This window comes from Bradyrhizobium sp. 132 (assembly GCF_023074185.1).
Lineage (GTDB): Bacteria > Pseudomonadota > Alphaproteobacteria > Rhizobiales > Xanthobacteraceae > Bradyrhizobium.
Genome location: NZ_JADPKY010000177.1, coordinates 43,877 through 67,375 on the forward strand (window position 1 = coordinate 43,877; position 23,499 = coordinate 67,375).

Below are 23,499 nucleotides of genomic sequence, written 5' to 3' on the forward strand. Positions count from 1 at the left end.
TTTGCTTCATTCGAAGATGCGGCGTCTTTAGTAAACGAGGGTCGCGCCGGTCGGCTTGTCGAGCGCCGTGGCAAGCGAGCGATACTCGGAGCTGTCGGTGCCGGCGAGCGAGGCGATCTTGTTCAAGTGATACTGCGCCTGCTCCCGGTTGCCCTGCTCGAGCTGCCAGAGGCCGTAATACTGCCAGGTGCGGACGTGGTTCGGATCGTCCTTCAGCGCCAGCTCGTAATAGATCTTCGACGATTGGTAGTCGCCGATCTTGCGATAGGAATAGCCGATCAAATTGGCGACGTCGGCGACGTCGTCGCGCTTGAGCGACTTCAGCTGGCCGATCGCACCCGTGTAGTCGTGATTGTCGTAGATCGTGGTGTAAGCGGTACGGTACGCGGCAAGGAATTTCGGATCGCTGACGGAGGAGCTCTTCTTCTTGCCCTTCTTGGTCGAGGTGTCCGACTTCGGCGGCGACGAGGGTTCGTCGCTGCCTGCGGCATAGGCGCTGGTCAGAGCCGGCCCGGCCGCCAACGTCATGGCGACAAGTCCTGGCACAAGAAGCGTTGAGAGTTTGCGCATCTAAGTTCTCCCGTATGAAGCGTGGCGATCCTACACGATTGCCCAGAGACCGGAACACCCGGCGCGCAAAAACATTCCCCGCCGCCCCGGTCTATTCGCCCTGCCGCAGATGACAAACGTGTCATCGAGATGAACGGAAACCTGCAAAGGGCTTCAGACTGGGTTCAGCGCCCGCCGCCTAGGCTCTCACCTATGATCGAAGGGTAGGCGAGAGGGTGCCGCCTCAAGATCCTTCCAAGAGGAGACTAACCATGTTGAAGACCATTTCCGCAGCCTTGCTCGCAGCTTCCGTGATTGCAGCTCCGGCCTTCGCCACCGAAGCCGGAAAGACCACCACGACCACGCCGGTGATCAAGGCGGACCAGAGCCAGACCAAGGTGTCGACCACCGCCGCGAAACCCGACGCCGGCCTCAAGGCGGACGCCAAGGTCTCCGACATCAAGGCGGGCGCCAAGGTGGATACCAAGTCGAAGGCGATGAACGCCAACGCCGCGGTCACGCCGGACCAGCACAAGACCGTGCGCACGCATCGCCACCATCACAAGCATCTGGCGGCGAAGAAGTCTCTGAAGACGCAGCCGGACGTGACCAAGCCGGCGACAATGGACAAGCGCAGCTAACGACTGATCCGGCGCGGCGACGTCGTAGCATTGCCCAGTCGCCGCGTGAGGAATTCAGGCCGGCCCGTCGATTTGGCGCCTGCGCGAAAGCGCAGCCGTCGGCGGCGGGCCGGTGCGCTATCGGCAAGGCTCTTGGCGGCAAGGCTTGTGGCGGCAGGACGTGCGAGCAGGACCGAATTCCCTTCGCGCAATCTTGAGGCTAGAAGAGCTTCTGGTCTGATTGAACGGAGAGCGTAAGCGGTGGGGCAATTGGCGAAACGAGCGGTACGCCTGGCATTGATCCTGGCATTGCCGTTGGCGCTGGCGGCATGTTTCGGCAGCGACGGTGACCGTCCAACCCTGATGGACGGGACCCAGGCCGGCGGGCCGCAGCCGTTTCCCGACAATTTCCGCAGCGATACGCTGGCCTTGATGCGCAGCTATCTGAACAACCCGGTGGGCGTGCGCGACGCCAGCATGGCCGAGCCGTTGCAGCGCGAGGTCGGCGGCCGCCAGTTCTATGTCAGCTGCCTGCACTTCACCCCACGCGAAACCGACGGCACCTACAAGGCCATGCGGGAACGCGCCGTCATTTTCGTCAACGGCCGGGGGGACCGCGTCGCTGATCGCGCCAGCGAGCTGTGCGCGGGCGCGGTTTACGTACCCTTTCCGGAACTGGAAAAGATGACGCGGTAGCGCAAAGCCCGCCTTCATCGGCTGATGGTAGGACAGGGGCCGCCGGAGCTGCCGGATCACATTTCGGCGAGCTTTGAACGGGGTGGTTTCGCCTTGCGACAAATTGTTACGCAGATCTTTGCGCAGGCTGGGAAGACAGCCGGTACAAGGCTACGTGATGGAACAAAGTCGCGTTGTTGCCGCTCTGTCACAGTTGCGAACGATCAACGTTCCGGCATCGCCGCGAAGCAACCCAATTCACGCCACGTTGTTTCCTGAGTGTCGTTAATGAAAGAACGGGGATGATCATGAAAACGATTTTGCTGGGCGCAGTCGCTCTGCTTGCGCTGGCCGCGCCGGCCGCAGCAGCGGATATGCAGGCGCGCACCTACACCAAGGCTCCGGCCTATACGCCGCCGCAGGTGATCTACAACTGGACCGGTTTCTACATCGGCGGCCATGTCGGGGGCGCCTTTGCCGGCGACAGCAGCTTCCAGTCGAGCGACGCGCGCTTCCTGGGCGGCGTGCAGGGCGGCTTCGACTACCAGTTCGCGCCCAACTGGGTCGTGGGTATCGAGGCCCAGTATTCCTGGCTGCCGACCAACAATAACGGTGTCACGTTCCCGCTGGGCTCGCAGGTGACGTCCAATACCGACCAGATCGGTTCGGTGACTGGCCGCATCGGCTACACCTGGGGTCCGGCGCTGCTCTATGCCAAGGGCGGTTACGCCTGGCGCAATGGCGGTCTCGGCGTCAACGTCGCCGGCGTGCCCCAGACATTCACCACCACAGGCAACAGCAAGGACGGTTATACCGTCGGCGCCGGCCTCGAATACATGTTCGCGCCGAACTGGTCGGCCAAGGCCGAGTACCAGTACTACAACTTTGGCAGCACGACCTTCACCTCCGGTCCGCCCGACATCATCGGCGTCCGGGGCCGGGACGACGAGCATACCGTCAAGGTCGGCGTGAACTACCGCTTCGGTTGGGGCGGTCCGGCAGCCTCGCGCTACTGACGCGCCACCAACGACCACGATCTGACAAAGGCCGGCTCCCGCCGGCCTTTCGTCTGCCGGGCCCTCGTGGGCCAGCCTTTTGTTTGCATTGCATCAACCATCTGGCGCGTCATTTGCAGGCGAACATTCCAGCGCGCGCCTTCTCACGCGCGTCATGGAGCTCGGGTAAAGCAAAAATAATTTTTGCCGCTTACGGAACTCACGCGCCGGAACGCGTTATATGACAATTACCGGGTTGGTGGGACGACGGACATGCGTATCTTGGTGTCGGCAGTGGTGCTCTCGTGCTTCGTCAGTTTGCCGTGCGCTGCCCAAACAATCCTCAAATCCGAGCCTCTGATGCTGGCACCCTATGAGGTGGCCTTCGTCAAGGACGCCTCGTGCTCCTCCGGCAAGGTGCTGAAGGTCACCGGCGCGATCCGTGGGCTACATCGCCGGAAGGCCTGCGTGGCCTTGGCGGGCGAGCAGGCCTCGCTGGCAACCGCGACGCCCTGAGACTTTTCCGAGCTCTGACTTTCTCAGGCGTCCAGTCGGATTCTACGAATTCAGCTCGAGCTCCAACCTGGACTGGCGATCGGCCTCGGCCTTGTTCCTGGCGGGGTCCTCACCCTGTGCGGCCTGGCAGGGCTTGATCTCGTAATCGTTGTCGAGCACCCGGCGCGGGCCAAGGCGATCGTCGTCGGCACTGACATCCACGACGAGGCCACTCCGCTGCGCGAGCTTCCAGATATCGGACTCATCAGGGTAGGCCTTGCTGATCTGGGCATCGTTGCAGAACAGGGCGTAAGGCATTCTTCCCGCTCCCGGAAACCGCGATAACGATTTTGCGGGGGAGGGGTTCCCGTCGGCCGGTTGATCACATGGCCGTGATGTGCGGCGCCGGGCCCTGAGTCCTTAACGAGTCCTGAATCCCGAAAAAAAGAATCCTTGGGACTCGTTTGGCGGAATCAGCGGATGTTTTCGGCCATGACGAGCGACCTGAAAACCTCCTGCGGGCACATGCTGCTGCCCCTGACGCTGGCGCTGTTCGGCGCCTGTGCGGCCAATCTCTGGCTGGTGTGGTCTTGGCTGTAGGCCCGCGACAGAGGCCCGGCTTTACTTTTCAGCCGCTGGACGGGGAGAGACGTCGCGGATGGCGGCGCGCAGTTTGGTCAGGGTGGCCGTGCAATATTCCTCGCGCTCGCGCTCGAACCGCTCCTGATGCTTGCGGAAATTGGCGATGCGGGTCTGCATCTCGGCTCGGACCTCGTAGCGCGCCGCCCGCGGCGTCAAGACAGGCGAGGGCTGCGCCGGCGGAGCGGGCCGAAGCGGTTCGATCTCGACGACGGTCTCGAGGGGGATGATCTCCACCGACGCGGCCGCTGCCGCCATCGGGATCTCCGGCGGATGGAGGTCATCCGTTTTGCCGGTTACCGATTGGACGAAGGCCATTGTCTGCGCGATCAGCGCGTCGCGTTCCCTGATCCACTTCATGGTGCACCTTTGTTGGGGCTATTTCAGCAAAGCTGGCCAGCCGAATCAAGAAGGTGTTTGTTGGGGATTGCATATTTTTCCCGCCCGCCTGACAGTGGGGAATGGATGCCAAAACGGACCATTCGGACGAAGCGGACGGCCTGAGGCTCGTTCGCGCGTTCCTGTCGCTGCCGCCCGACAAGCGGGCGGAGGTGATCGCGTTCGTGGAAGAATTGGCGCGGGCCCAAAGCCGGCCCGAGGAGGGCACGGAGGTCTCGCCGGGGTGAGCGCTATCGCTCCCGCGGATTGACGTTGGGCTCGAACGGCGCCCCGACCACCCGAACGGGTGTCGGCGCGGTTACGTCGGTAGCAGCCCTTTCGGCCATCTGCTGCGCCGGAGCGGGCCCCAGTGTCAGCTCGAACAGCGCAACTGTGCCAGCCACGACGCCACAGCACAGCGTGACTATCGACAGCAGAAACATGTTTCGGTTTTCTTCTCGGATCCGCATGGGCCGACAACGGCTGAGGCGAGCAACCGGTTCCGCGCCGGCCCTGTCGCGATCATCGCAGCCATCCCAATTTTCTGCCAACGCTTAATTCCTAGCGTCGGGCATTGGAACCGCGGGACATGGAAGGTCGCGCTGATCGTGGCCGTGATGGGCAGCGTGCTTGCCGCCGTCGCCGCGTTCGGGACGCGCGAACTTTCGGCGACCGTCGACGGCTTCGCCGAACTCTCCGCTGCGCAATCTTCCGCGCTCAACCTGACGCGGGCCCAGCGCCGCGCCGAGACCTATTATGCCGCGCTCTACGCGGTCTTCACTGAGGCTACGGAGGCGGGCAATGCCAATCGCCTCAAGACCGCGATCCAGAACCGCGATGAAATCCCTCAATTCCTGGAGGCGGCGGAGCAGGACGATCCGGCGCGCGCGGGCCAGATCAGGAGCATCGGCGACCAGTTGAAGGCCGTGTTCGTCGGTTGCGGCGACGCGCATCGGCGACGTCGTCGAGCTGATCAACACCATCGCCGGCCAGACCAACCTTCTGGCGCTGAACGCCACGATCGAGGCGGCACGTGCCGGCGAGGCCGGCCGCGGCTTCGCGGTCGTCGCCGCCGAGGTGAAGACCCTGGCCGAGCAGACCGCGAAAGCGACCGGCGAGATCAGCCAGCAGATTTCCGGCATCCAGACCGCGACCCAGGAATTCGTCAGCGCGATCCGCGACATCTCCGCGACGATCGAGCGGCTCTCCGAGGTGTCGTCGACCATCGCCGCCGCCGTCGAGGAGCAGGGCGCCGCGACCCAGGAGATTTCGCGCAACGTGCAGCAGGCCGCGCACGGCACCCAGCAGGTCTCCACCAACATCACCGACGTGCAAGCGCGGCGCGGTCGAGACCGGCTCGGCCTCCTCGCAGGTGCCTTCCACCGCCAAGATGCTGGCGACCGACAGCAACCGGCCGAAGGACGAAGTCGGGAAGTTCTTGCGGACCGTGCGTGCCGCGTAAGTCTGCGCGGCGGCTTTGGTCGCCGCGCGCGCTATCGCGCCAGCAGAAAACCGAACGCGATGACGAACAGCACAGCCGTCATGATGACGGCCGTCGCCGCGCCGGCGGCGATTCTGGCCTTCTCTTTGGCTGTGGTGGAGCGCATGGGGCCCAGACGCGACGGATGACCTAAGCAGGCTCGCTTACGGACCATTTCGGACCGCTCGCTTTGCCTGTATACTGCGGTTGCGCCGGAAGTCACACCCCCGTCCCATGATCGCCAATCGTCCACCTGTGCTCGCCCATGAGCGGTTCGCCGCCGACCGCGACAATTTCACGGGCCTCGACCTCGTCGCGCGGTTCGAGCGGATCGAGCAGACGAACCTGTGGGGCGCGGCCAGTTCGGTGTCAGGCCTCGGCTCGGAGGATGCCGCAACCGCCGCGATCCGCGAGGCGCTTCCGTTATTGCTGCAACGGCTCGGCGTGCGCTCGTTGCTCGATGCGCCTTGCGGCGATGCCGGCTGGATCGGCCGCATGAGGCTCGATCTCGACTACACCGGCATCGACATCGTGCCGTCGCTGATCGCGGCCAACAACGGGCGCGCGGCTCGCGGCGAACTGTCCGGCCGATTTCTCGTTGCCGACATCACGCGCGATGCACTGCCGCGCGCGGATGTCGTCTTGTGCCGGGACTGCCTGGTGCATTTGAGCTTCGACAACATCGTTCGTGCCGTCGACCGCTTCCGGACGAGTGGCGCGCGCTTCCTGCTGGTCACGACGTTTCCCGAATGGGACGGCAATCGCGATTGCGAGGACGGCGACTGGCGGGCGCTGAACATGGAGAAAGCGCCGTTCGACTGGCCGGCGGCGCGCGAACTGATCAGCGAGCGTTGCGAGGAGGGCGGTGGCGGCTGGCGCGACAAGAGCCTCGGGCTGTGGCGGCTGGATGAATTGCCGGATGGGGCCCGCATTGCCACGGATGTGTGACAGGCGCGAGCGGAACGTCCATTGCCTCAGTGATGGCCGTCGCGATACACTTGTGGTTGTGTGAAGCGATCTCGCATTGCGGTGACGATGCCGGAGCACGCCATGAGGACGAGTTTTGTCGTAGCCGCTCTGTTGATCTGGTGCTCCGCGCCGGCACTGGCGCAGCAGGACGGCGCTGCGCTCTACGCAACACAGTGCGCACAGTGTCACGACGGCGACGTCCAAAACCGCGTGCCGGGCCGCAGCGCCATGCAGGCGATGTCGTTCGATCATGTGCTGGAGACTTTGACCTCCGGCAGCATGTCAACGATGGCTAAGGACCGCAGCGACGGAGAGCGCCGTGCAATTGCCGCCTTCGTCACCGGCAAGTCCGCGACCAGTGCCAGTGCGGTCGACGCGGAGGGACGCTGCACGCAGCAGACCGGCGGCTTCCCGCAAACGCTGGACGGCCCGCGATGGAACGGATGGGGCGTTGACGTCAACAATAGTCGCTTCCAGCCGGCCGACATGGCCGGTCTGACCGCGGAGCAGGTGCCGCACCTGCGGCTGAAATGGACTTACGCGTTTCCCGGCGCCTCGGTATCCTTTGCGCCGCCAACCATCGTGGGCGGCCTGCTGTTCATCGGCGGCACCGACCGCAAGGTGCACGCGCTTGACGCGCGAAGCGGCTGCACGCTGTGGACATTCGCGGCCGATGCCGCCGTGCGCGCCGCGATCAGCTTTGCACAGCTTCCGGGCTCCGATCAGTTCGCGATCTTCTTCGGCGATTTGCGCGCCAACGCCTATGCCGTGAACGCGCTGACCGGCACGGTGATCTGGAAAACCAAGGTCGAGGAGCATGCGGCTGCGCGCATCACCGGCGCGCCGACGCTGCATTCCGGCGTGCTCTACGTGCCGGTGTCCTCGCTCGAGGAAGCCGTCGGCTCGCAGGCCTCTTACGAATGCTGTACCTTCCGCGGCAGCGTGGCGGCGCTGGACGCCGCGACCGGCAAGACAGTCTGGCAGGCCTATACGATTCCCGAAGCGCCGCATCCGACCGGCAAGAATGCGAGGGGCACGCAGCTATTCGGCCCGTCCGGCGCCGCCGTCTGGTCGGCTCCGACGATCGATCCGAAGCGCAGCGCGATCTATGTCGCGACCAGCAATTCCTACTCAAATCCGCCGTCCCCAACCAGCGACGCGATCCTCGCCTTCGATCTTGCGACAGGAAAGCTGCTCTGGAAGCAGCAGGCGACGCCGAAGGACGCCTATGTCGTGGCGTGCTACAGCGCGGACAAGACCAACTGTCCCGAGGATCACGGACCCGATCACGATTTCGGCCAGTCGCCAATTCTCGTGACCCTGCGCGACGACAGGCGCGTGCTCGTCATTGCGCAGAAATCCGGCGTCGTGCACGCGCTCGATCCCGATGACGGCGGCACGATCCTGTGGCAGACGCGGATCGGGAAGGGCGGCGCGCTCGGCGGCAGCGAGTGGGGCTCGGCCGCCGACCAGGACCGCATCTATGTCGCGAACTCCGACGTGCGCTTTACGCGCGACGGCACGCGGCGGCTCGATTCCACCCAGGGCGGCGGTCTGTTCGGGCTCGACCTCGTCAGTGGAAAGATTGCAATGGAAGTGCCGCCGGTCGCCTGCGGTGACCGCCCCCAATGCAGTCCCGCGCTGTCGGCGGCGGTGAGCCTGATCCCGGGCGTCCTGTTCTCCGGCGGCGTCAGCGGCTTCCTGCGCGCCTACGCCACCGCCGACGGCAAGCTCTTGTGGGAGTTCGACACCGCGCAGGATTTCAAAGCCGTCAACGGCGTCCCCGCTTATGGCGGCGCAATCGACGGCCCGGGGCCGGTCATCGCCGGCGGCATGCTCTACACCAATTCCGGCTATGGCCAGTGGAGCGGCATTGCCGGCAACGTACTGCTGGCGTTCGAGGTGGAGAGGAAGTGAGGGCCGTCATCGGCGCGACTTGCGGCAGGACAGGACCAGCATCATCGCCCATGCAGACTCTGCTGGAACAAAACACCGGGCGTTCGAAACGTGAGGAAGCGGAGGTGCTCGATGATCGATGCCAGATGCAGTTGTGGGACCGTCAGGCTTTCGCTTCCGGGTCCATCCAACCTGGTAGCCGCCTGTCATTGTGTCGATTGCCAGCGCCGAACCCGGCGCGCCGTTCGGCGTCGGTGCCTTTTATCCGGTTGAGGTCGCACGATCTCGGGCGCGCCGAAGGAATACGTCCGGCCAGCCGCATGCGGGCGGCAAGGTGCGCTTCCATTTCTGCACCGATTGCGGCCCAACCGTCTATTGGAAGGCGGACAATCTGCCCGCGCTGATCGGAGTCGCCGTCGGCACGATTGCGGACCCGAACTTCTCGGCCCCGATCAAATCGGTTTTCGAGCAGTCGAAACAAGTGTGGGTCGAGATCGACGGCGCCGAGCATCTTCAAGGCGGGAGCGCGCGAAAGTCGTCGAGCTGAGAGCCGCGCGTCAAAAGCTGGTGCCAGCTGAGGGGATTGGTCAGTTTAGCCGACAGGAAACACCGAGGATTGTCAGTTTTGGAGTCTGGTTGGAGGAGGAGCGGCCCGCGGGGCCGGTTCGTCCTCGGGCGTCGCCATAGACCGATCTGGTCCTAGCGTACAAATTGCGAACGAGGGTGTTCCGCCAAGCGAACGCCCCTCGTGCAATATTATTGCCCATTGGAACCTTGGAGGACCCGAAAAGATTTCCGGTATAGCGAATCATGAAGGAGGATTTTCATGAAGCGCCACCGGTTCAAACAGGACAGGACGCTAGGCGAGCGGCTTATCAACGAAGCGCGGCTAGCGAGAGAAAAGGCAGATCAATTCCCGGCAGACGACGCGGAGCGTGAAGTGTTTTTGAAGAAGGCCCGCGAATTCGATGCCGGCGCCAACATTGACGGATGGCTGAACTCGCGCGGATTGCAACCGCCGAAGTAAGGCGTATGATTCTGGCTGATTTACAACTGAGGGAGCTGCGCTTGGCAGCCGACCTAGTTTTGAAACTTGCCATCGTTGGACTGGGCGTCTTTTCGACGGTCTTAGTCTCTATGTTGTATTTCAATCTGTAAGAGAGAGGCCGCCTCAAAAGGGGCGGCCTCGCCGTTAACAATCAGTACCGGCGATAGCCCCGGTGATAGCCATACGCACGGTGGTATCCGTAACCTCGACGCACGCCATAGCCATAGCGACCGACACCGTAGCCATACCGTCGATAGACCGGTGCCGTGCGGACACAGCCGTTCGGACCACAAACCAATGCGACGCTCTCAACGTTTGATGTTTGTCCGAGAGGGGCGAGCGGCATAGCCGATGCCGCACTAGCGGTGAACGCGGCGCCGCTGAGCGCGATTAGTCCGATGAGTGCGAACTTGAGTTTCATGGTGTCCTCCTGTGGAGCGCTGGAACGCATGGCACGGTAGGAAGTTGCACATGAACGAGGGATGAGCAGGAACTTAATTTCCGCCAACAATCGTGAACCGGGACGAATGTCTGCAGAATTTCTACCGCGCGACAAATTGATCCACTTTTACAAATCACATTCTGTGATTCCGCCGGGCAGCGCACGCCGGGCCTTTTTCGTGCGCATAGCCCCAATAAGGACCATGTCTAATAGATCGATCTCATTATCTACCTGAAATCCACTCTCGCTGCGGCTTCAAGGAAATTGCTATCGGCCCAAACGCCTGCTTGGCCGCGGCGGGCACCCACTGCACTTGAGCGATTTAAAGCCAACTTGGAGCAAATCTCGGGGAGCGGGGACAAGGTGGACCATCAGATCGGCGCTGCTTTCCGCGAGTTGGTCGACAGCGTCATTGTTATGCCGAGGAAGGCCGGGGAGCCTTACACAATCGAGACCCGTGGACGGCTGGCAGCGTTTTGATTAGGGACAAAGGGAGCCCCGATCGGTAAGGCTGCAATGTCGGCTAAATCGCTGGTGCCGGCTGAGGGGATTGAACCCCCGACCTTCGGTTTACAAAACCGCTGCTCTACCGCTGAGCTAAGCCGGCGACGCCTGGAAAGCGGGCAGGGCTCGGCAATGCGCCGAGTTTGTCCCCGTGCGCGCCGCAATATCAGACTTGGTTGGAAAGTGCCAGAACCCGCAAAGATCGTCGCGGGCATGAAACAGGCGGCCCGAAGGCCGCCTGTTCTGATTTGCTCGACTTATGCCACCTTATTGGCAGATGTGCTGGCGGCCGTCGTCGCCCTTGACCCGGGTGCCGGGACGGCAAACGATGCCGTTGCGAGCCGCGTAGGTATCCCAATTGCCATACCAACCTTGTTCGCTGCGATTGTAGCTGCCGTAGCCGCCGGAATTGTCATAGGCGTACGAGTTGTCCCAGCTGCGGAACGGTGCCGAGGCAACGGCTGCCGCGGTCCCGACGGCGGCGCCTGCAACCGCGCCCGCAGTAGCCACCGGCCCGAAGCCGTTGTTCGCCCTGTTCACATCATTGTAGCGGTTCTGGTCGTGGTAGGCCGTTCGCCGATATTGTCGTTCTTGACGGCTGGTGGCGTAGGGGCTGCCCCGTCCCATATTCTGGCAATTCGCGCTGGGGAACATGGATTGGCAAGCGGCGGGATTGGAGAAGGCCGCTTGACCAAGTGCGGGGCTTGCCAACGCGGTCGCAGCGATCGCGGCCGCGCCGATCAGTTTCAGGCTCATCATGGCATTCTCTCCATGTTGTTAGACCGTTGCTAAGTGCGACCGTCGGCAGCTCGTTCCGCAATTTGGCGCAAGTGCGGTCACATCGGCGTGAACCCGCAGGGGATGTGCATTTTGTGGCATGCAACCCGTCCGTCGAGGCGTAGGCCGCGCCGTGGGCACGTTAATGCTTTGATAGCGCGCTCGCTTGCATTGAAGTGCTTTCCGATCCCTACGCGTTAGGCTTACCGGAATTTTGCCGGCATCCCTTAACCCACTCGGCCCGACGATCCGATAGGTTGTGGACTGGATAACCGGGATCCTTTCCATGCGCGCCCTGGCGCTCGCAGCGCTTCTGATCGGACTGCCCGTAACCGCTTTTGCCGGCGGCGGCTTCGATATCGTCGTTCCCGGCCGCCCGGGCGTGCCCATCATCATCAACAACATCGACGCGTCCTATACCGTGATCGAGGGTACCTGGGGCCTGGGGAAGAACGTCCAGGTGCAGCCCACGATCTATGGCGGGCGCTATGTCGCCGAGCGGCAGCCTGCCGACGTCGGCCATTACTACCCGACGCTGGGCCTGCGGCCCGGCTATGGGCGGCTCGAGGTCGAGCCGTCCGCGAACCGCAAATTGCCGAAGCCGGCGGAGAGCTATCACCAGAGCTGGGGCGCGCAATCGGCGCCGCTGCCGGCGCAGATGGACGTGCCCGTCGATCCCCCGCCGGTGATCCTCGCGCCTGAGATCAACGAGCAGCCGCGGCGTCCTCGGCCTCGGCCACGTGCGGAGATGCCCGGCAGGCGGCCAGGTTAAGAAACGACAAAATCCAACAAACGAAAATCAACAGGAGAGAGTAATGCGTCAGATGATTTCGGGACTGGTCGCGGCGGCTGCCGTGATGTTCATCGGGGTCGCGCCGGCCGCGGCCTGCGGCTTCAATCCGTGCCAGCCGGTTGCGCCGGTCTATTCCGGCTGCAACACCGGCTGCGGCGGCTATGGCTATGGTGCCTATGAGCGTCTCGCCGAGCCGACCACGCAGTATTATTACGTCAACCAGGGCCCGACCTATACCGGTCCGGGCGCCTTCGCGCCGTATCCGACCTATCGTGAGGACGCGGTCGTTGCGCCAGCCAACTATGGCTACGGCCGTGGCTATGGAAACGGCTATGGCTATCGTGCCGCCGCAGTCGCAGCCGGCGCCTATCCCTATCATCGGCCGTACTATCGTCCGTATCGCTACGGCTACGGCCCGCGCGCCGGCTATCTGCCGCGCACGCACTACGGCTACGGCCCGCGTTACGGCTATGCTCCTCGCCATGCGCCGTATTACGGCGGCCATCGCGTGCTGCGCCGGTATTACTGATCGCCTGATCGGCTGAGCCAACGAAGCGCCCGTCCGCGCGATGCGGACGGGCGTTTTGTTTTTTAAGGCTTCATCAGCCCCAGCCGGCTTGCGCCGATATAGAGCGAGAGCACGGCGGCGTTCGACACGTTGAGGCTCTTGATCTCGCCGGGCATGTCCAGCCGCGCCACGACGCTGCAGGTGTCGCGGGTCAATTGCCGCAGGCCCTTGCCTTCCGCGCCCAGCACCAGCGCGAGCGGCTCGCGCAGCGTGACCTCGGAGAGATCCGCGCTGCCTTCACTGTCCAGCCCGACGGTCTGGAAACCGAGCTCGTTCAGCGTGGTCAGTGCGCGGGCGAGGTTTTGTACCGTCACGATCGGTACCAACTCCAGCGCGCCGGAGGCGGCCTTGGCCAGCACACCGGTCGCTTCCGGACTGTGGCGCGCGGTGGTGACGATCGCCTTCACGGCGAAGGCCGCAGCCGAGCGCAGGATGGCGCCGACATTGTGCGGATCGGTGATCTGGTCGAGCACCAGCACGATGCCGTCCTGCTCCAAATCCTCGATGTCGGGCGAGGGCAGGGGATCGGCCTCGGCGAGCAGGCCCTGGTGCACCGCGTCGGGCGACAGCAGCCGGTCGATCTCCTGGGGCCGGACGATCTCGGGCGTGACCGGGGTTGCGATGTTCTCGTCCGCGAGCCGCTTTGCGGCGTTCTCGGTCAGCGTCAGCTTGCGGATCTGCCGCTCGGGGTTGGCGAGCGCCATGGTGACGGTGTGCCAGCCATAGAGGATGACAGGCCCGTCGGTGTCCGAATCACGCTCGCGCCAGGCCGGCCGGCCGGCCGATTTTCCGGGTTTTTTGAAGGGCTTACCGCCGCCGCGGCGACCTTTCGGGCCGAATTTTCGATCGTTCATAGGTCTGCTTGTGTCATGGGTCCCGGAATATGGCAATTTGGGTGCCTTCGATGGCCATTTTAGCTGGTCGGCTCGGTTGACTTTGCCCCACCGCTTCGCCCATAAACGCGGCCGGTCGCGTCCCTATCCGGGCTCTTGCGGCTTCATGTTCCATGGCCGTCTTCGGTCGCCGGAAAGGTCCGGCCCGATTGTGCTGCCGTCGAGCGGGGGAGTGTCCCGAGTGGCAAAGGGAGCTGACTGTAAATCAGCCGTCTTATGACTTCGAAGGTTCGAGTCCTTCTTCCCCCACCATGCTTCGCCCTGACGGGCTACGCATGGCGCAGCCGAGCGTAGCCCGTCAGGGCGAAGCATGTCCGGCGAAGCTGGAGCATAGCGAAAGCGAAGACGGACTGCTTTCTCACCCCATCATCTCTCGCACCATCGGCATCACCTTCCGCCCGTAAAGCTCGATGCTCGTCATCAGCTTCTCATGCGGCAGCGGGCCCGCCGAATACTTCAGCTGAAACCGCGCAACGCCCAGCGCCTTTGCGGTCTTCGCGATCTTGCGCGCGACCGTCTCCGGCGAGCCGACATAGAGTGAGCCGTGCTCGGCCTCGCTCACGAACTCGTCGCGGCCCATTGGCGGCCAGCCGCGTTCCTTGCCGATGCGGTCGCGCATCGCCTTGTAGTCGGGCCAGAGTTCTTCGCGCGCCTGTTCGTCGGTCTCGGCGACATAGCCGGGCGAGTGCACGCCGATCGGCTGTGCCGGGCGGCCGAATTCCTTGAACGCGCGATGGTAGAGATCGACGAAGGGTGCGAAGCGCGCGGGATCGCCGCCTATGATCGCGAGCATCAAGGGCAGATCGTAATGCGCGGCGCGCACCACCGATTGCGGGCTGCCGCCGACGCCGATCCAGGTCTTTAGCGTGCCGTTCTCGACCGGAGGATAGACGAGCTGATCCCTGAGCGGCGGACGCAGCTTGCCTTCCCAGGTCACCGGCTCTTGCGACAGCAGGGCCGTGAACAGGTCGAGCTTCTCCTCGAACAAAGCCTCGTAAGCCCGCAAATCAAAGCCGAACAGCGGAAAGGACTCCGTGAACGAGCCGCGGCCGAGGATCACCTCGGCGCGCCCGTTCGAGAGCGCGTCCAGCGCCGCAAAGCGCTGGAAGACGCGGATCGGATCGTCCGAGCTCAGCACCGTCACGGCCGAGCCGAGATGGATCCGCTTGGTACGCGACGCGATCGCTGCCAGCACGGTCTCCGGTGAGGAGATCGCGAAGTCGGCACGGTGATGTTCGCCGAGGCCGATGAAGTCGAGGCCGAGCTCGTCGGCCAGCACCGCCTCGTCGACGACGTTGCGGATCACCTGCGCGTGCGGAAGCATCGCGCCGGAAGCGTCCCTGGTGACGTCGCCAAAGGTATCCAGTCCGAATTCGAGCGGTGCGGTCATTGATGAGGTCTCTGCGGGCGCAACTGGCGCCTGTCACTGTGGGAGGGATTAGCTTTGGCGTGGAGCTAGGCGGCAGTGACCGGCGCAACAATGCTGCTTCGCGAAACGCAGCGTTTCCGCTTTTTCATCGTGTCGGGCTCGCCCGCGCCTTCAGCCGGATCGGGCGAACGGATCGACCAGCGTCTCGTGCAGCCAGCGCTGTAGTGATTGACGATCGCGACCAGATTGCGCGACAGCCTGCGCGAGGCGAGGAAGAGGTCGTAGGACGGCGGGTCTTGCCGGCGAGGCTCACATCGACATGCCCCGCATTCAGGAAGCTGCGCGAGCTCAGCCGCTTCATCGCCGTGAGCGGATGGCCGCGCCGCACCGGCGCTACCGCCACATCCCGCGCATCCGGGCGCCGATGTCGACCTTCGGGCCCTGCGCCGCTGTGCGGGCCGCGCCCGCTGCGGCCTTTGGCCAGGCGGTGCGTTCAAACAGATGGACCAGTTGCTCCGGGATGAAGCGGGTGCGCGAGGCGTAGACGTGGCGGTCGCCCTTGGCGGCCTGGCCGTGGGTGAAGAAGCGCTGCGGCACCACGAGGTGCAGATCGTCCTTGGCGCGGGTCATCGCGACATAGAGCAGGCGGCGCTCCTCCTCGAGCTCCGCGCTGGTGCCGGCGCCGAGATCGGACGGCATGCAGCCGTCGACGACGTTGAGCACGAACACCGACTTCCACTCCTGGCCCTTGGCCGAATGGATGGTGGAGAGGATCAGATAGTCCTCGTCACGAAGAGGAGGCCCGGATTTGTCGCTGGTCGCATCCGGCGGATCGAGCGTGAGCTCGGTCAGGAATTTCTCGCGCGAGGCATAGCCGCTCGCGATCTGCTCGAGCTGCATCAAATCGGCGCGGCGCGTCTCGGAATCCTCGTGGAGGCGATCGAGATGCGGTTCGTACCAGAGCCGCACGCGTTCGAGATCCGTCGGCCATTCCGAGTAACGCAAATTTTCGATGGTGCGGACGAAGTCGGTCCAGTCGGCGCCGGTGCGAGCTGGCACCGGAAGCTGGCCGAGCGCGGCAAGCGGATCGGTGCTCTCCGCCATCTGGTCGAGCACGCGCTGCGCCGTCGCAGGACCGATGCCCGGCAACAGATGCAGAATGCGAAAGCCGGCGACGCGGTCGCGCGGATTCTCTGTGAAGCGCAGCAGCGCCAGCACGTCCTTGACGTGGGCTGCATCGAGGAATTTCAGGCCGCCGAACTTGACGAAGGGAATGTTGCGGCGGGTGAGCTCGATCTCCAGCGGACCCGAATGCGAGGACGTCCGGAACAGCACCGCCTGGTGCTTCAGGAGCGCGCCTTGCTCGCGGTTGGCCAGTACCTCCTCGACGATGTAACGGGCCTGGTCGGCCTCGTCATGCACGGTGACGAGCTGGGGTTTTTGCGTGGAGGCGCGGTCGGTCCAAAGGTTTTTCGTGAAGCGCTCGCGGGCGAGGCCGATGACGCCGTTGGCCGCCGCCAGCACGGTCTGCGTCGAACGGTAGTTGCGGTCGAGCGTGATCATCTCGGCGCGCGGCGAGAAGCTTTGCGGGAAGTCCAGGATGTTGCGGACAGTCGCGGCGCGGAACGAGTAGATCGACTGGGCGTCGTCGCCGACGACGGTGAGGCCGCGTCCGTCCGGCTTCAGCGCCAGCAGGATCGAGGATTGCAGGCGGTTGGTGTCTTGGTATTCGTCGACCAGCACATGATCGAAGCGGCCACCGATTTCGTCCGCGATCAGCGCATCCCTCATCATCTGCGACCAGTAGAGCAGGAGGTCGTCGTAATCGAGCACGTGCTGGGCCTGCTTGGCCTCGACATAGGCCGCGAACAGGCCCTTCAGCTCGGCCGCCCAGCCTGCGCACCAGGGATAGTGCTGGCCCAGCACCTTCTCGATCTCCATCTCGGCATTGACGCAGCGCGAGTAGATCGACAGGCACGTGCCCTTGGCCGGAAAGCGGCTCTCGGTCTTCGACAATCCGCGCTCGTGCCGGACCAGGTTCATCAGGTCGGCGGAATCCTCGCGGTCGTGGATGGTGAAGGAAGGATCGACGCCGATCCGCTCGGCATATTCGCGCAGCAACCGTGCGCCGATGCCGTGAAACGTGCCGGCCCAGGTGAGCGCGTCGCGCATGATCGCGGCATTGTTCTCGCCGAGCACTTTTCGCGAGATGCGCTCGACCCGGCCGGCCATCTCGGCCGCGGCGCGGCGCGAGAACGTCATCAAGAGGATGCGGCGCGGATCGGCGCCGGCGACGATCAGATGCGCGACGCGGTGGGCCAGCGTGTTGGTCTTGCCGGACCCGGCGCCGGCAATGACCAGCAGAGGGGCGCCCACGGTCGCACCATCGGCCACGCCATGCTCCACGGCGCGGCGCTGCTCCGCATTGAGCGTGTCCCGATATGTCGCCACGAATCGCCCCAGTGAAAGGCCGAGAGTCGGCCATTTCGTTGCGAATCGCAATGCGGCTGGACGGAACCGATGTTAAGACCTAGGGACAAGACCGCCTTAAGTTCCAACCCGAAAAGCGCGCACCCGGCATGACCGAGCCCAAGCCCGAACAGTTCGAGATGCGGCGGCTGGAATCACTCAGCAACACCATCTTTGGCGTCGCCATGACGCTGCTGGCTACGACTTGCCGAAAGCCGCCGTCTTCACCAGCGCGCCCGACTGGAACGATCTCGCCCGGGTCTATTCCGGCAAGCTCGCCGGCCTCGCGCTCAGCTTCATCATCGCCGGCGTGTTCTGGATCAGCCATCACCGGCGATTGGTGCGCCAGCCCGTCGGCAGCCGCGGCGCGGTGATCCTCAATCTGTTCTTCCTGCTCTCGATCGTACTGCTGCCGGTGACCAACGGTCTCTACACCAACTTCCCCATGAGCAGCGCGGTCGCCGTGCTCTACGGCCTGCACCTGACTGCGATCGCCGGTCTCAATGCCTGGCTGTGGTGGAGGATTCTTGGCGGCTGGCGCCACGAGATCATGGCCTCGATGTTTCCGCTGCTGGTATTCATCCCGGGCACGATCGTTGCGGCGTTCGCGCCGCATGTCGCGCCCTTCCTGTGGTTCATCGCCTTCGGCGGGCTGCTGATCCAGCGCTTCTATGTCGGGCCGCCGACCAACCCGGACGCGTAAGGCGGCTCACCCTTGTGTCGCACCGAACCCATCGGCCGGCACGTAGAGCTTGACCGGGCGGATTTCGTAGACCGCCGTCGGATTGACCTGGCGCAGCGTCCGTGCCGCTGCGATCGCCTCCTCGTCAGTGTCGAACTCCATGAGATGGAAGCCCAGGAGCTGCTCCTTGGTCTCGGCAAACGGGCCGTCCAGCACCACGCCCGCGCCCGGGCCACGCAAGGTGCGGGCCTTGCGGGTCTCATCCAGACGGGCGGCCGGCCCGAAATGTCCGCTCGCCCTCAAGGTCGCCTGAACCTCCAGGACCTTGGTCACGACCGCGGTGTCCTTCTCGGGCGTCCACGACAAGATCTCGTCTTCCACGTGATAGGCCAGGATGGCGTAAAGCATCGTTTCCTCGTTGATTTTGCTGCGCGCAGCTCAAAGGACGTATCACGATGGCTGGGGCCGACAATGGCGGTGAGGAAAATATTGCGTCGTGCCGGCCTCGATGAAACCGTTCTGAAACCCGATTGCGGGCCGGCCGGGTGAACGCTGCCCCAAGCCAGGACAACTGATGGCCACAAGAACACGGAAGGCGATCGGAGGCGGCAATGTCGGGTCACACCATCAAGATCATTTGCGACGCGCGGCGGGCGGCGCAATCGGAGCCTGCCGATTTGCACGACCAGAGCGGTCACCATCGCTATTACGGCAGCTCGGTCGAGAACGGCGGCGAGCGCATCGCCGAAAGCCGCGGCGGCAAGCGCCCGCGCGCCTTCAATGTCTGCGGTTTCTGAAGGCTTCGGCGAGACCGGCCTGAGCGGCGCCAACGAAAAAGGCGCGGCGGGGAAGCCCCGTCGCGCCCGATTTCTTGCTCGCTGGTCCAGGGCTGAGAGCGCCCCGATGCCAAGCCTTTATTCAAAGCTTAGCGGGCGATCCCAGCGAGGTGACAGCGTTTGGTAAGACACACTGGATCACCTCCTTTCGTTGGTTTCGGAAGAGCTCAATATAGGCGGCAATGCCGCCGTTGTTAAGAGGAGGCGGGTCGGGAGGAACCGAGGGCTGTCCGCAAGGCCGTGCAGGCGCCGGACAAGCCGTTTCCTGAGCAGTTGAGACCGACGCCCGGCCGTGTTAGGGAGCCCCTGTCGCGGGTGTAGCTCAATGGTAGAGCAGCAGCCTTCCAAGCTGAATACGAGGGTTCGATTCCCTTCACCCGCTCCAAAGCTATTTCAAAGACTTAGCGAGAGCGTCGGATTTTATTCCGACAAAATGGGCTGCTCTGCACGTTCTGATGCCCGCATTGTTCGAATCGACCGCAAAACAACGTGTAGCGTGAAAAAAGCTGTTGCGGCTAGACTGGTTCCGCGATGTCGCCGCTTGTCACCGCGCAAACCGTAACTTTTGACCGTGGGTTCTGAGGACAGATTTCGCGGAACGCGACGAAGAAGGGTCTACGTCCGAGCCCAGTGCAGGTGCGCTGCGAGCGTCTCACGCATAAGAGCAGCCCGCTCGGCGAAATCGTTCAGCCGGACCCGAAGGACTCGGCAGACGCCATCCAAAGAAGATCTGCCGGAACACGTCGCGCCTTTTTCACAATCTCGCGGCAGAGCGCAAGGTACCTCAACTATAAGCCGGCAAATTGTTTGCGCAATGTTCAGCCACTTTAATGTGTGACGTGCTGGAACAGCATGGCCTTATGGCGCGCAATTTCGCGAAGATTAGACAATGTCGGGGTCGGAATTCCGATGCGGAGACCAATCTCGATAATCGCTGCAATCGTGGCATCGAGTTCGAGATCGAGACCATATTCAATCTCGTGCATCAACGAAGTTTTTTCGCATCCAGCGTCTCTCTGGTATCTCAGGCGTCGCTCTGGATCGGCAAATGGTCCAAATCCGAGAGCCATTCCGACTTTCTCAATTTCTCTCATCGCGGAGATTGAGAGCGACTGACCCAGACCTGAAGATGCGATATCGTTGGGCGACACGCCTGTCAAAATGCGAATCGGGTTGATCGATCCCGTATTAATCAATTTTGACCAGAGTTTCGATCGAATGTCCCTGTCAACTATGCAATCAAGCCACGGATTCGATAGCAATTGCTGAACTTCGGCGGCCACGAGCGAACCAGGCATTGCCGACCCAATTGTCAATGTGCGCCCGCGATAATGGCGAACAAAGCCTGGCGCCGGCCGATCGCACGCCAGGTCGAAAATTCCGCTGACAATATTGCCAATTGGAGTCGAGGATAGAAGCATTCCATCTGGATCGACCGCCTCAATCGGAATACTTTTCAAAAGGCTGTTTGCGGCTGGCAGCCACCATGGAAAGCCGCTGGTGGCGAGAACAACAGTCGCGCCCTGCTGCATAACAGCTTTCAAACCAGACAATGCAGAGCGGGTGCACTCGGCCCTCGCAGCAATGATGATCATGTCAACATCGGAAACATCGTTCGGATTAACCAAAATGTTTGGCCTGCACCGCAGAGAGAAGTCCTTTGCTTCGATCCTGAGACCGTGCAGTCGTAACTCAGGCGCCGAACGTTCTGTCGCAAGAGCCGTGACACGAAGATTCTCTCGCGTAGACTTGCTGGACAACGCCCCCAAGAGATATCCAGCGATCGAACCGTTTCCCACGACGAGAATATGACGGCCGGATCTCATCGCCGTTACTTGGTGTCGATTCGATCGAGCAGTCGCTTATGTGTCGCATCGTTAGGCAACAGATGGCTAATGCGCTCGACCAAGGCTAGCCTGTTCACGCCAATGCCGTGACGGTAAACAAGTTCGGCTCCCTTCCAGCCGGTGGCCGCCAGCGGTGCCAATGCGCAGAGAACGGCAGCGAGGAAGAAATAGCTCATCGGCTTTGAATGCCGGCTTCTCCATCCCTCCCACAACGCAATCGACCACCACAATACAGCCGTTGCGAGCGCCCAGTTGCGGTGGTCGTTAATCACCGGCTGCTGTTCCGCCCCATGTTGAACCGTAAGAAAGGCCTGCATGCCAGCCGCGACGGTGGCGATCGAAAGAACGGCACCCAGCCACAGATTGATCCGAGCTGCCGTCAAGATCGGTGCGGCCCAACTGCTTTGCGGGAGAACGAGATGGACGACATACAACATCGCGGCGATCACAAAGAGAGCTATTGAGAAATGTACGAATATCGGATGCCAGTTTGGAAGTACTTCAAACATGTTGGTCCTGCGCTTCGGTGGTGGATTTAAGGGTAATGCCGGCTCAATGTCTGTGCTGCGCTTTGGAAGCGCGTTGCGGCCTGCCCGATGTTGGACGAGTTCCGGCGACTCCGCTCGCGAGGAACGCCTGCATCAACAGTTCGAATAGCCGGGCAGCATCTGCATTGAGCTGGGTTCGACGCAGACGTGCGATGGCGAATTGGAACCCCAAGCCCTGGATCGTGCAAAAATACAGGGTTGCGGCGTCGGGGATGTTGATGGTCGACGAGATGATCCCGCAGCGAACGGCCTCCTCAAGTAATGCGATAACCTGACTCTCGTAGCGGCGATGAAGATCGCGGAAGCTCTCGTTGATGCTCGGATACTGATGACGAAGGTGATCGGACATCACGAGTTTGGCGAGGCCCGGATATTTATCGATCAGTTTGATGTGACCCAAAAACATGCGCTCAAGTGTTTTCAGCGACTTGTCGCTGTCATGAAACTCGCGAGCCTCCGCCCAGACTGTTTCCAGCCGCTTCCGAAGCCACTCGATCACCGAGGTCCACAACGCTTCTTTCGTTGGGAAGTGACGGAAAACGATGCCTTGGGAACGCCCGATGGTGTCGGCGACGAGTTGGGTGCTCACTGCATCGACACCTCGTTCGTTCACAAGATGCAAGACCGTCTGCACGATCTGACTCTTGCGATCCTCCGCCAAAAAACGCTCTCGGGGCTCTTGTTTGGCTGCGGCACTGGCCATGCGCGATGTCCTGTCTTGACTAGATAGCATGTACTCACTATCTACCGCGCGAGCGCCGGATGTCAAGGCGATTTGCCAGGAGAGGCACCTGATGCCCATGGAAAAACGATCACGAGTGGTGGCGCTTCTGGCAGCGTGCCAAGCAGCATTGCTGACCAACAACATCATCCTCGTCGGGCTGAACGGGTTGGTCGGTTATTCATTGCTGGGGACGGACAAATCCTTGGCGACGCTTCCGGTCACGGCCTATGTCCTCGGCACCGCGTGCTTAACCGTGCCGGCTTCATTATGGATGAAGAGGGCAGGGCGGCGTGCCGGCTTTATTACCGGAGCCATGATTGGCGTGATCGGCGCGCTGGTCGGCGCGTTTGCTGTCTTCGCGGGCAGCTTTTGGCTTCTGTGCGTCGGCACGCTACTGATGGGCGGTTACAACGCCTTTGGACAATATTATCGATTTGCCGCGGCTGAGATCGCCGGAGCCGCATTCAGAAGCCGGGCAATCTCATTGGTGCTCGCAGGAGGCGTCGTCGGGGCCGTTGCGGGTCCTGAGACAAGCAAGCTGACCAAGGATCTGCTGTCGGCCCCGTTCACCGGCACTTACCTTTTCCTGGTAGGCCTTGCACTGGTAGCCCTGATCTTACAGGCATTCGTTGTCATCCCGGCAGTTCCGGAGGACGAGCATAAGAGAGAAGCACGGCCGCTTGCCGTCATTGCGCGACAAGGCAACTTCATCCTGGCTGTCATGAGCAGCATGTTCGGTTACGCCAGCATGAACTTCCTCATGACGGCGGCTCCGATCGCGATGGTCCAGCATCATCATGCCTATTCGGACGCCGCATTCGTTATCGAATGGCACGCATTGGCGATGTTCGCGCCCTCGTTCGTGACAGGCTCCTTGATCAAGCGGTTCGGCAATATTCCGATTCTGCAAATCGGGGCGGGGTTGATCCTTCTTTGTATCGCGGTCGCGACCTACGGCGGACTGAGTGTCGCCGCCTTTTGGATCTCACTGGTGCTGCTCGGCGTCGGCTGGAATTTTCTGTATGTCGGCGGGTCGACACTGCTCACCGAAACCTATGCGCCGTCCGAACGCGCCAAGGCCCAAGCCACCCACGATCAGTTCGTGTTCCTCGCAACCGCGCTCTCCTCCGTCGGCTCCGGCTGGCTGCTGCAAAAGGTTGGGTGGCCCGCCATGGCCCTGTGGTCGTTGCCTCTGCCGTTGGTCGTTCTCATGGCGACTGCGCTGCCGTCTTGGCAAGATCGCGTCGGAATGTCCGGTTCGGTAAAGACGCTGGAATGAATCGCGGTCTCCTCTCCGCACATT

27 protein-coding genes, 3 tRNA genes and 3 pseudogenes are annotated in these 23,499 nt (G+C 62.7%); 17 read left to right on the top strand and 16 right to left on the bottom strand.

Translation table 11 applies throughout. The features are described 5' to 3' along the window. Positions 1-27 precede the first annotated feature (27 nt). Positions 28-570 carry a tetratricopeptide repeat protein gene (locus tag IVA74_RS38965; protein WP_247353193.1) on the bottom strand — a complete coding sequence of 181 codons (543 nt, stop codon included), beginning with the start codon at positions 568-570 and terminating at the stop codon, positions 28-30. Positions 571-821: 251 nt separating this feature from the next. Here IVA74_RS38965 and IVA74_RS38970 point away from each other — a divergent pair, with 251 nt between their 5' ends. From IVA74_RS38970 to IVA74_RS41330, 4 genes are all read left to right on the top strand, one after another. Further along, a complete protein-coding gene (locus IVA74_RS38970) occupies positions 822-1,190 on the top strand; it encodes a hypothetical protein (protein ID WP_247353195.1) in 369 nt (122 codons plus the stop codon). Between the two features lie 240 nt (positions 1,191-1,430). Then, entirely contained in the window at positions 1,431-1,865 is a 435-nt protein-coding gene (locus IVA74_RS38975) for a hypothetical protein (RefSeq protein WP_247353197.1), read from the top strand. A gap of 287 nt (positions 1,866-2,152) precedes the next feature. Next, positions 2,153-2,860, top strand: coding sequence for an outer membrane protein (locus IVA74_RS38980; RefSeq protein WP_247353199.1), 708 nt, complete (start codon positions 2,153-2,155; stop codon positions 2,858-2,860). 252 nt (positions 2,861-3,112) lie between these two features. Continuing rightward, positions 3,113-3,355 carry a hypothetical protein gene (locus tag IVA74_RS41330; protein WP_018455389.1) on the top strand — a complete coding sequence of 81 codons (243 nt, stop codon included), beginning with the start codon at positions 3,113-3,115 and terminating at the stop codon, positions 3,353-3,355. A gap of 42 nt (positions 3,356-3,397) precedes the next feature. On the opposite strand, the gene IVA74_RS38990 is transcribed toward IVA74_RS41330, so the two are convergent. Both IVA74_RS38990 and IVA74_RS38995 read right to left on the bottom strand, forming a co-directional pair. After that, on the bottom strand, positions 3,398-3,652 hold the full coding sequence (locus IVA74_RS38990; protein WP_247353201.1) for a hypothetical protein: 255 nt from the start codon (positions 3,650-3,652) through the stop codon (positions 3,398-3,400). Positions 3,653-3,955: 303 nt separating this feature from the next. Next, positions 3,956-4,333 (bottom strand): hypothetical protein, encoded by a 378-nt coding sequence (locus tag IVA74_RS38995; protein WP_247353203.1) that lies wholly within the window; start codon positions 4,331-4,333, stop codon positions 3,956-3,958. A 101-nt stretch (positions 4,334-4,434) separates the two neighbouring features. Here IVA74_RS38995 and IVA74_RS39000 point away from each other — a divergent pair, with 101 nt between their 5' ends. After that, positions 4,435-4,599, top strand: a complete 165-nt coding sequence (locus IVA74_RS39000; RefSeq protein WP_247353206.1) for a hypothetical protein — start codon at positions 4,435-4,437, stop codon at positions 4,597-4,599. A gap of 3 nt (positions 4,600-4,602) precedes the next feature. Here IVA74_RS39000 and IVA74_RS39005 read toward each other — a convergent pair whose 3' ends face one another. Together IVA74_RS39005 and IVA74_RS39010 are read right to left on the bottom strand one after the other, a co-directional pair. Then, positions 4,603-4,794: a hypothetical protein gene (locus tag IVA74_RS39005; RefSeq protein WP_247353207.1), complete on the bottom strand. Its 192-nt coding sequence runs from the start codon at positions 4,792-4,794 to the stop codon at positions 4,603-4,605. Positions 4,795-4,905: 111 nt separating this feature from the next. Beyond that, complete coding sequence (locus tag IVA74_RS39010; protein WP_247353210.1) at positions 4,906-5,334, bottom strand: hypothetical protein; 429 nt, start codon at positions 5,332-5,334, stop codon at positions 4,906-4,908. On the opposite strand from IVA74_RS39010, the pseudogene IVA74_RS39015 reads away from it, so the two are divergent. From IVA74_RS39015 to IVA74_RS39035, 5 genes and pseudogenes are all read left to right on the top strand, one after another. After that, positions 5,291-5,813, top strand: a pseudogene (locus IVA74_RS39015) (methyl-accepting chemotaxis protein); the annotation flags it as partial. The gene IVA74_RS39010 and the pseudogene IVA74_RS39015 sit on opposite strands and share 44 nt — an antisense overlap. A 252-nt stretch (positions 5,814-6,065) precedes the next feature. Further along, a complete protein-coding gene (locus IVA74_RS39020; RefSeq protein WP_247353212.1) occupies positions 6,066-6,779 on the top strand; it encodes a class I SAM-dependent methyltransferase in 714 nt (237 codons plus the stop codon). Positions 6,780-6,881: 102 nt separating this feature from the next. Next, positions 6,882-8,717: a PQQ-binding-like beta-propeller repeat protein gene (locus IVA74_RS39025; protein ID WP_247353213.1), complete on the top strand. Its 1,836-nt coding sequence runs from the start codon at positions 6,882-6,884 to the stop codon at positions 8,715-8,717. Between the two features lie 190 nt (positions 8,718-8,907). After that, the gene (locus IVA74_RS39030; RefSeq protein WP_247353215.1) at positions 8,908-9,243 is read left to right on the top strand and encodes a GFA family protein; all 336 of its coding nucleotides are present in this window, start codon (positions 8,908-8,910) and stop codon (positions 9,241-9,243) included. A gap of 279 nt (positions 9,244-9,522) precedes the next feature. Further along, positions 9,523-9,723, top strand: coding sequence for a hypothetical protein (locus IVA74_RS39035; RefSeq protein WP_247353217.1), 201 nt, complete (start codon positions 9,523-9,525; stop codon positions 9,721-9,723). Between the two features lie 172 nt (positions 9,724-9,895). On the opposite strand, the gene IVA74_RS39040 is transcribed toward IVA74_RS39035, so the two are convergent. The 3 genes from IVA74_RS39040 to IVA74_RS39050 all read right to left on the bottom strand — a co-directional run bounded on the left by IVA74_RS39040 (position 9,896) and on the right by IVA74_RS39050 (position 11,449). Continuing rightward, positions 9,896-10,165, bottom strand: a complete 270-nt coding sequence (locus IVA74_RS39040) for a hypothetical protein (RefSeq protein WP_247353219.1) — start codon at positions 10,163-10,165, stop codon at positions 9,896-9,898. 553 nt (positions 10,166-10,718) lie between these two features. Further along, positions 10,719-10,793, bottom strand: a tRNA-Thr gene (locus tag IVA74_RS39045). A gap of 164 nt (positions 10,794-10,957) precedes the next feature. Continuing rightward, positions 10,958-11,449, bottom strand: a complete 492-nt coding sequence (locus IVA74_RS39050; protein WP_247353221.1) for a hypothetical protein — start codon at positions 11,447-11,449, stop codon at positions 10,958-10,960. A 304-nt stretch (positions 11,450-11,753) separates the two neighbouring features. Here IVA74_RS39050 and IVA74_RS39055 point away from each other — a divergent pair, with 304 nt between their 5' ends. Next, positions 11,754-12,239, top strand: coding sequence for a hypothetical protein (locus tag IVA74_RS39055; RefSeq protein ID WP_247353223.1), 486 nt, complete (start codon positions 11,754-11,756; stop codon positions 12,237-12,239). 43 nt (positions 12,240-12,282) lie between these two features. Then, positions 12,283-12,789, top strand: coding sequence for a hypothetical protein (locus IVA74_RS39060; RefSeq protein ID WP_247353225.1), 507 nt, complete (start codon positions 12,283-12,285; stop codon positions 12,787-12,789). A gap of 62 nt (positions 12,790-12,851) precedes the next feature. Here IVA74_RS39060 and rlmB read toward each other — a convergent pair whose 3' ends face one another. Continuing rightward, positions 12,852-13,682: a 23S rRNA (guanosine(2251)-2'-O)-methyltransferase RlmB gene (gene rlmB, locus IVA74_RS39065; protein WP_247353226.1), complete on the bottom strand. Its 831-nt coding sequence runs from the start codon at positions 13,680-13,682 to the stop codon at positions 12,852-12,854. A 205-nt stretch (positions 13,683-13,887) separates the two neighbouring features. Here rlmB and IVA74_RS39070 point away from each other — a divergent pair. Continuing rightward, positions 13,888-13,973 (top strand) — tRNA-Tyr (locus IVA74_RS39070). Positions 13,974-14,079: 106 nt separating this feature from the next. Here IVA74_RS39070 and IVA74_RS39075 read toward each other — a convergent pair. The 3 genes and pseudogenes from IVA74_RS39075 to IVA74_RS39080 all read right to left on the bottom strand — a co-directional run bounded on the left by IVA74_RS39075 (position 14,080) and on the right by IVA74_RS39080 (position 17,541). Continuing rightward, positions 14,080-15,111 (bottom strand): LLM class flavin-dependent oxidoreductase, encoded by a 1,032-nt coding sequence (locus tag IVA74_RS39075; RefSeq protein WP_247353228.1) that lies wholly within the window; start codon positions 15,109-15,111, stop codon positions 14,080-14,082. 194 nt (positions 15,112-15,305) lie between these two features. Next, a pseudogene (locus tag IVA74_RS41335) lies at positions 15,306-15,478 on the bottom strand (LysR family transcriptional regulator); the annotation flags it as partial. A gap of 5 nt (positions 15,479-15,483) precedes the next feature. Continuing rightward, a complete protein-coding gene (locus tag IVA74_RS39080; RefSeq protein ID WP_247353229.1) occupies positions 15,484-17,541 on the bottom strand; it encodes an ATP-dependent helicase in 2,058 nt (685 codons plus the stop codon). A 128-nt stretch (positions 17,542-17,669) separates the two neighbouring features. Here IVA74_RS39080 and IVA74_RS39085 point away from each other — a divergent pair. Continuing rightward, positions 17,670-18,262 (top strand): annotated as a pseudogene (locus IVA74_RS39085) (TMEM175 family protein). Between the two features lie 6 nt (positions 18,263-18,268). On the opposite strand, the gene IVA74_RS39090 reads toward IVA74_RS39085, so the two are convergent. After that, a complete protein-coding gene (locus tag IVA74_RS39090; protein WP_247353231.1) occupies positions 18,269-18,649 on the bottom strand; it encodes a YciI family protein in 381 nt (126 codons plus the stop codon). A gap of 203 nt (positions 18,650-18,852) precedes the next feature. Between IVA74_RS39090 and IVA74_RS39095 the strand changes: the two genes are divergently transcribed. Further along, entirely contained in the window at positions 18,853-19,038 is a 186-nt protein-coding gene (locus tag IVA74_RS39095) for a hypothetical protein (protein ID WP_247353233.1), read from the top strand. 350 nt (positions 19,039-19,388) lie between these two features. Next, positions 19,389-19,462: transfer RNA gene (locus IVA74_RS39100), tRNA-Gly, on the top strand. A gap of 442 nt (positions 19,463-19,904) precedes the next feature. Here the strand turns inward: IVA74_RS39100 and IVA74_RS39105 are convergent. From IVA74_RS39105 to IVA74_RS39115, 3 genes are read right to left on the bottom strand one after another with little or no spacing between them, the layout of a single operon-like run. Further along, entirely contained in the window at positions 19,905-20,903 is a 999-nt protein-coding gene (locus IVA74_RS39105; RefSeq protein ID WP_247353234.1) for a ketopantoate reductase C-terminal domain-containing protein, read from the bottom strand. 5 nt (positions 20,904-20,908) lie between these two features. After that, entirely contained in the window at positions 20,909-21,433 is a 525-nt protein-coding gene (locus IVA74_RS39110; RefSeq protein WP_247353236.1) for a DUF2231 domain-containing protein, read from the bottom strand. Between the two features lie 43 nt (positions 21,434-21,476). Next, entirely contained in the window at positions 21,477-22,175 is a 699-nt protein-coding gene (locus IVA74_RS39115; protein ID WP_247353238.1) for a TetR/AcrR family transcriptional regulator, read from the bottom strand. Positions 22,176-22,266: 91 nt separating this feature from the next. Between IVA74_RS39115 and IVA74_RS39120 the strand changes: the two genes are divergently transcribed. Beyond that, positions 22,267-23,475, top strand: coding sequence for an MFS transporter (locus tag IVA74_RS39120; protein ID WP_247353240.1), 1,209 nt, complete (start codon positions 22,267-22,269; stop codon positions 23,473-23,475). The last annotated feature ends 24 nt before the right edge of the window (positions 23,476-23,499 follow it).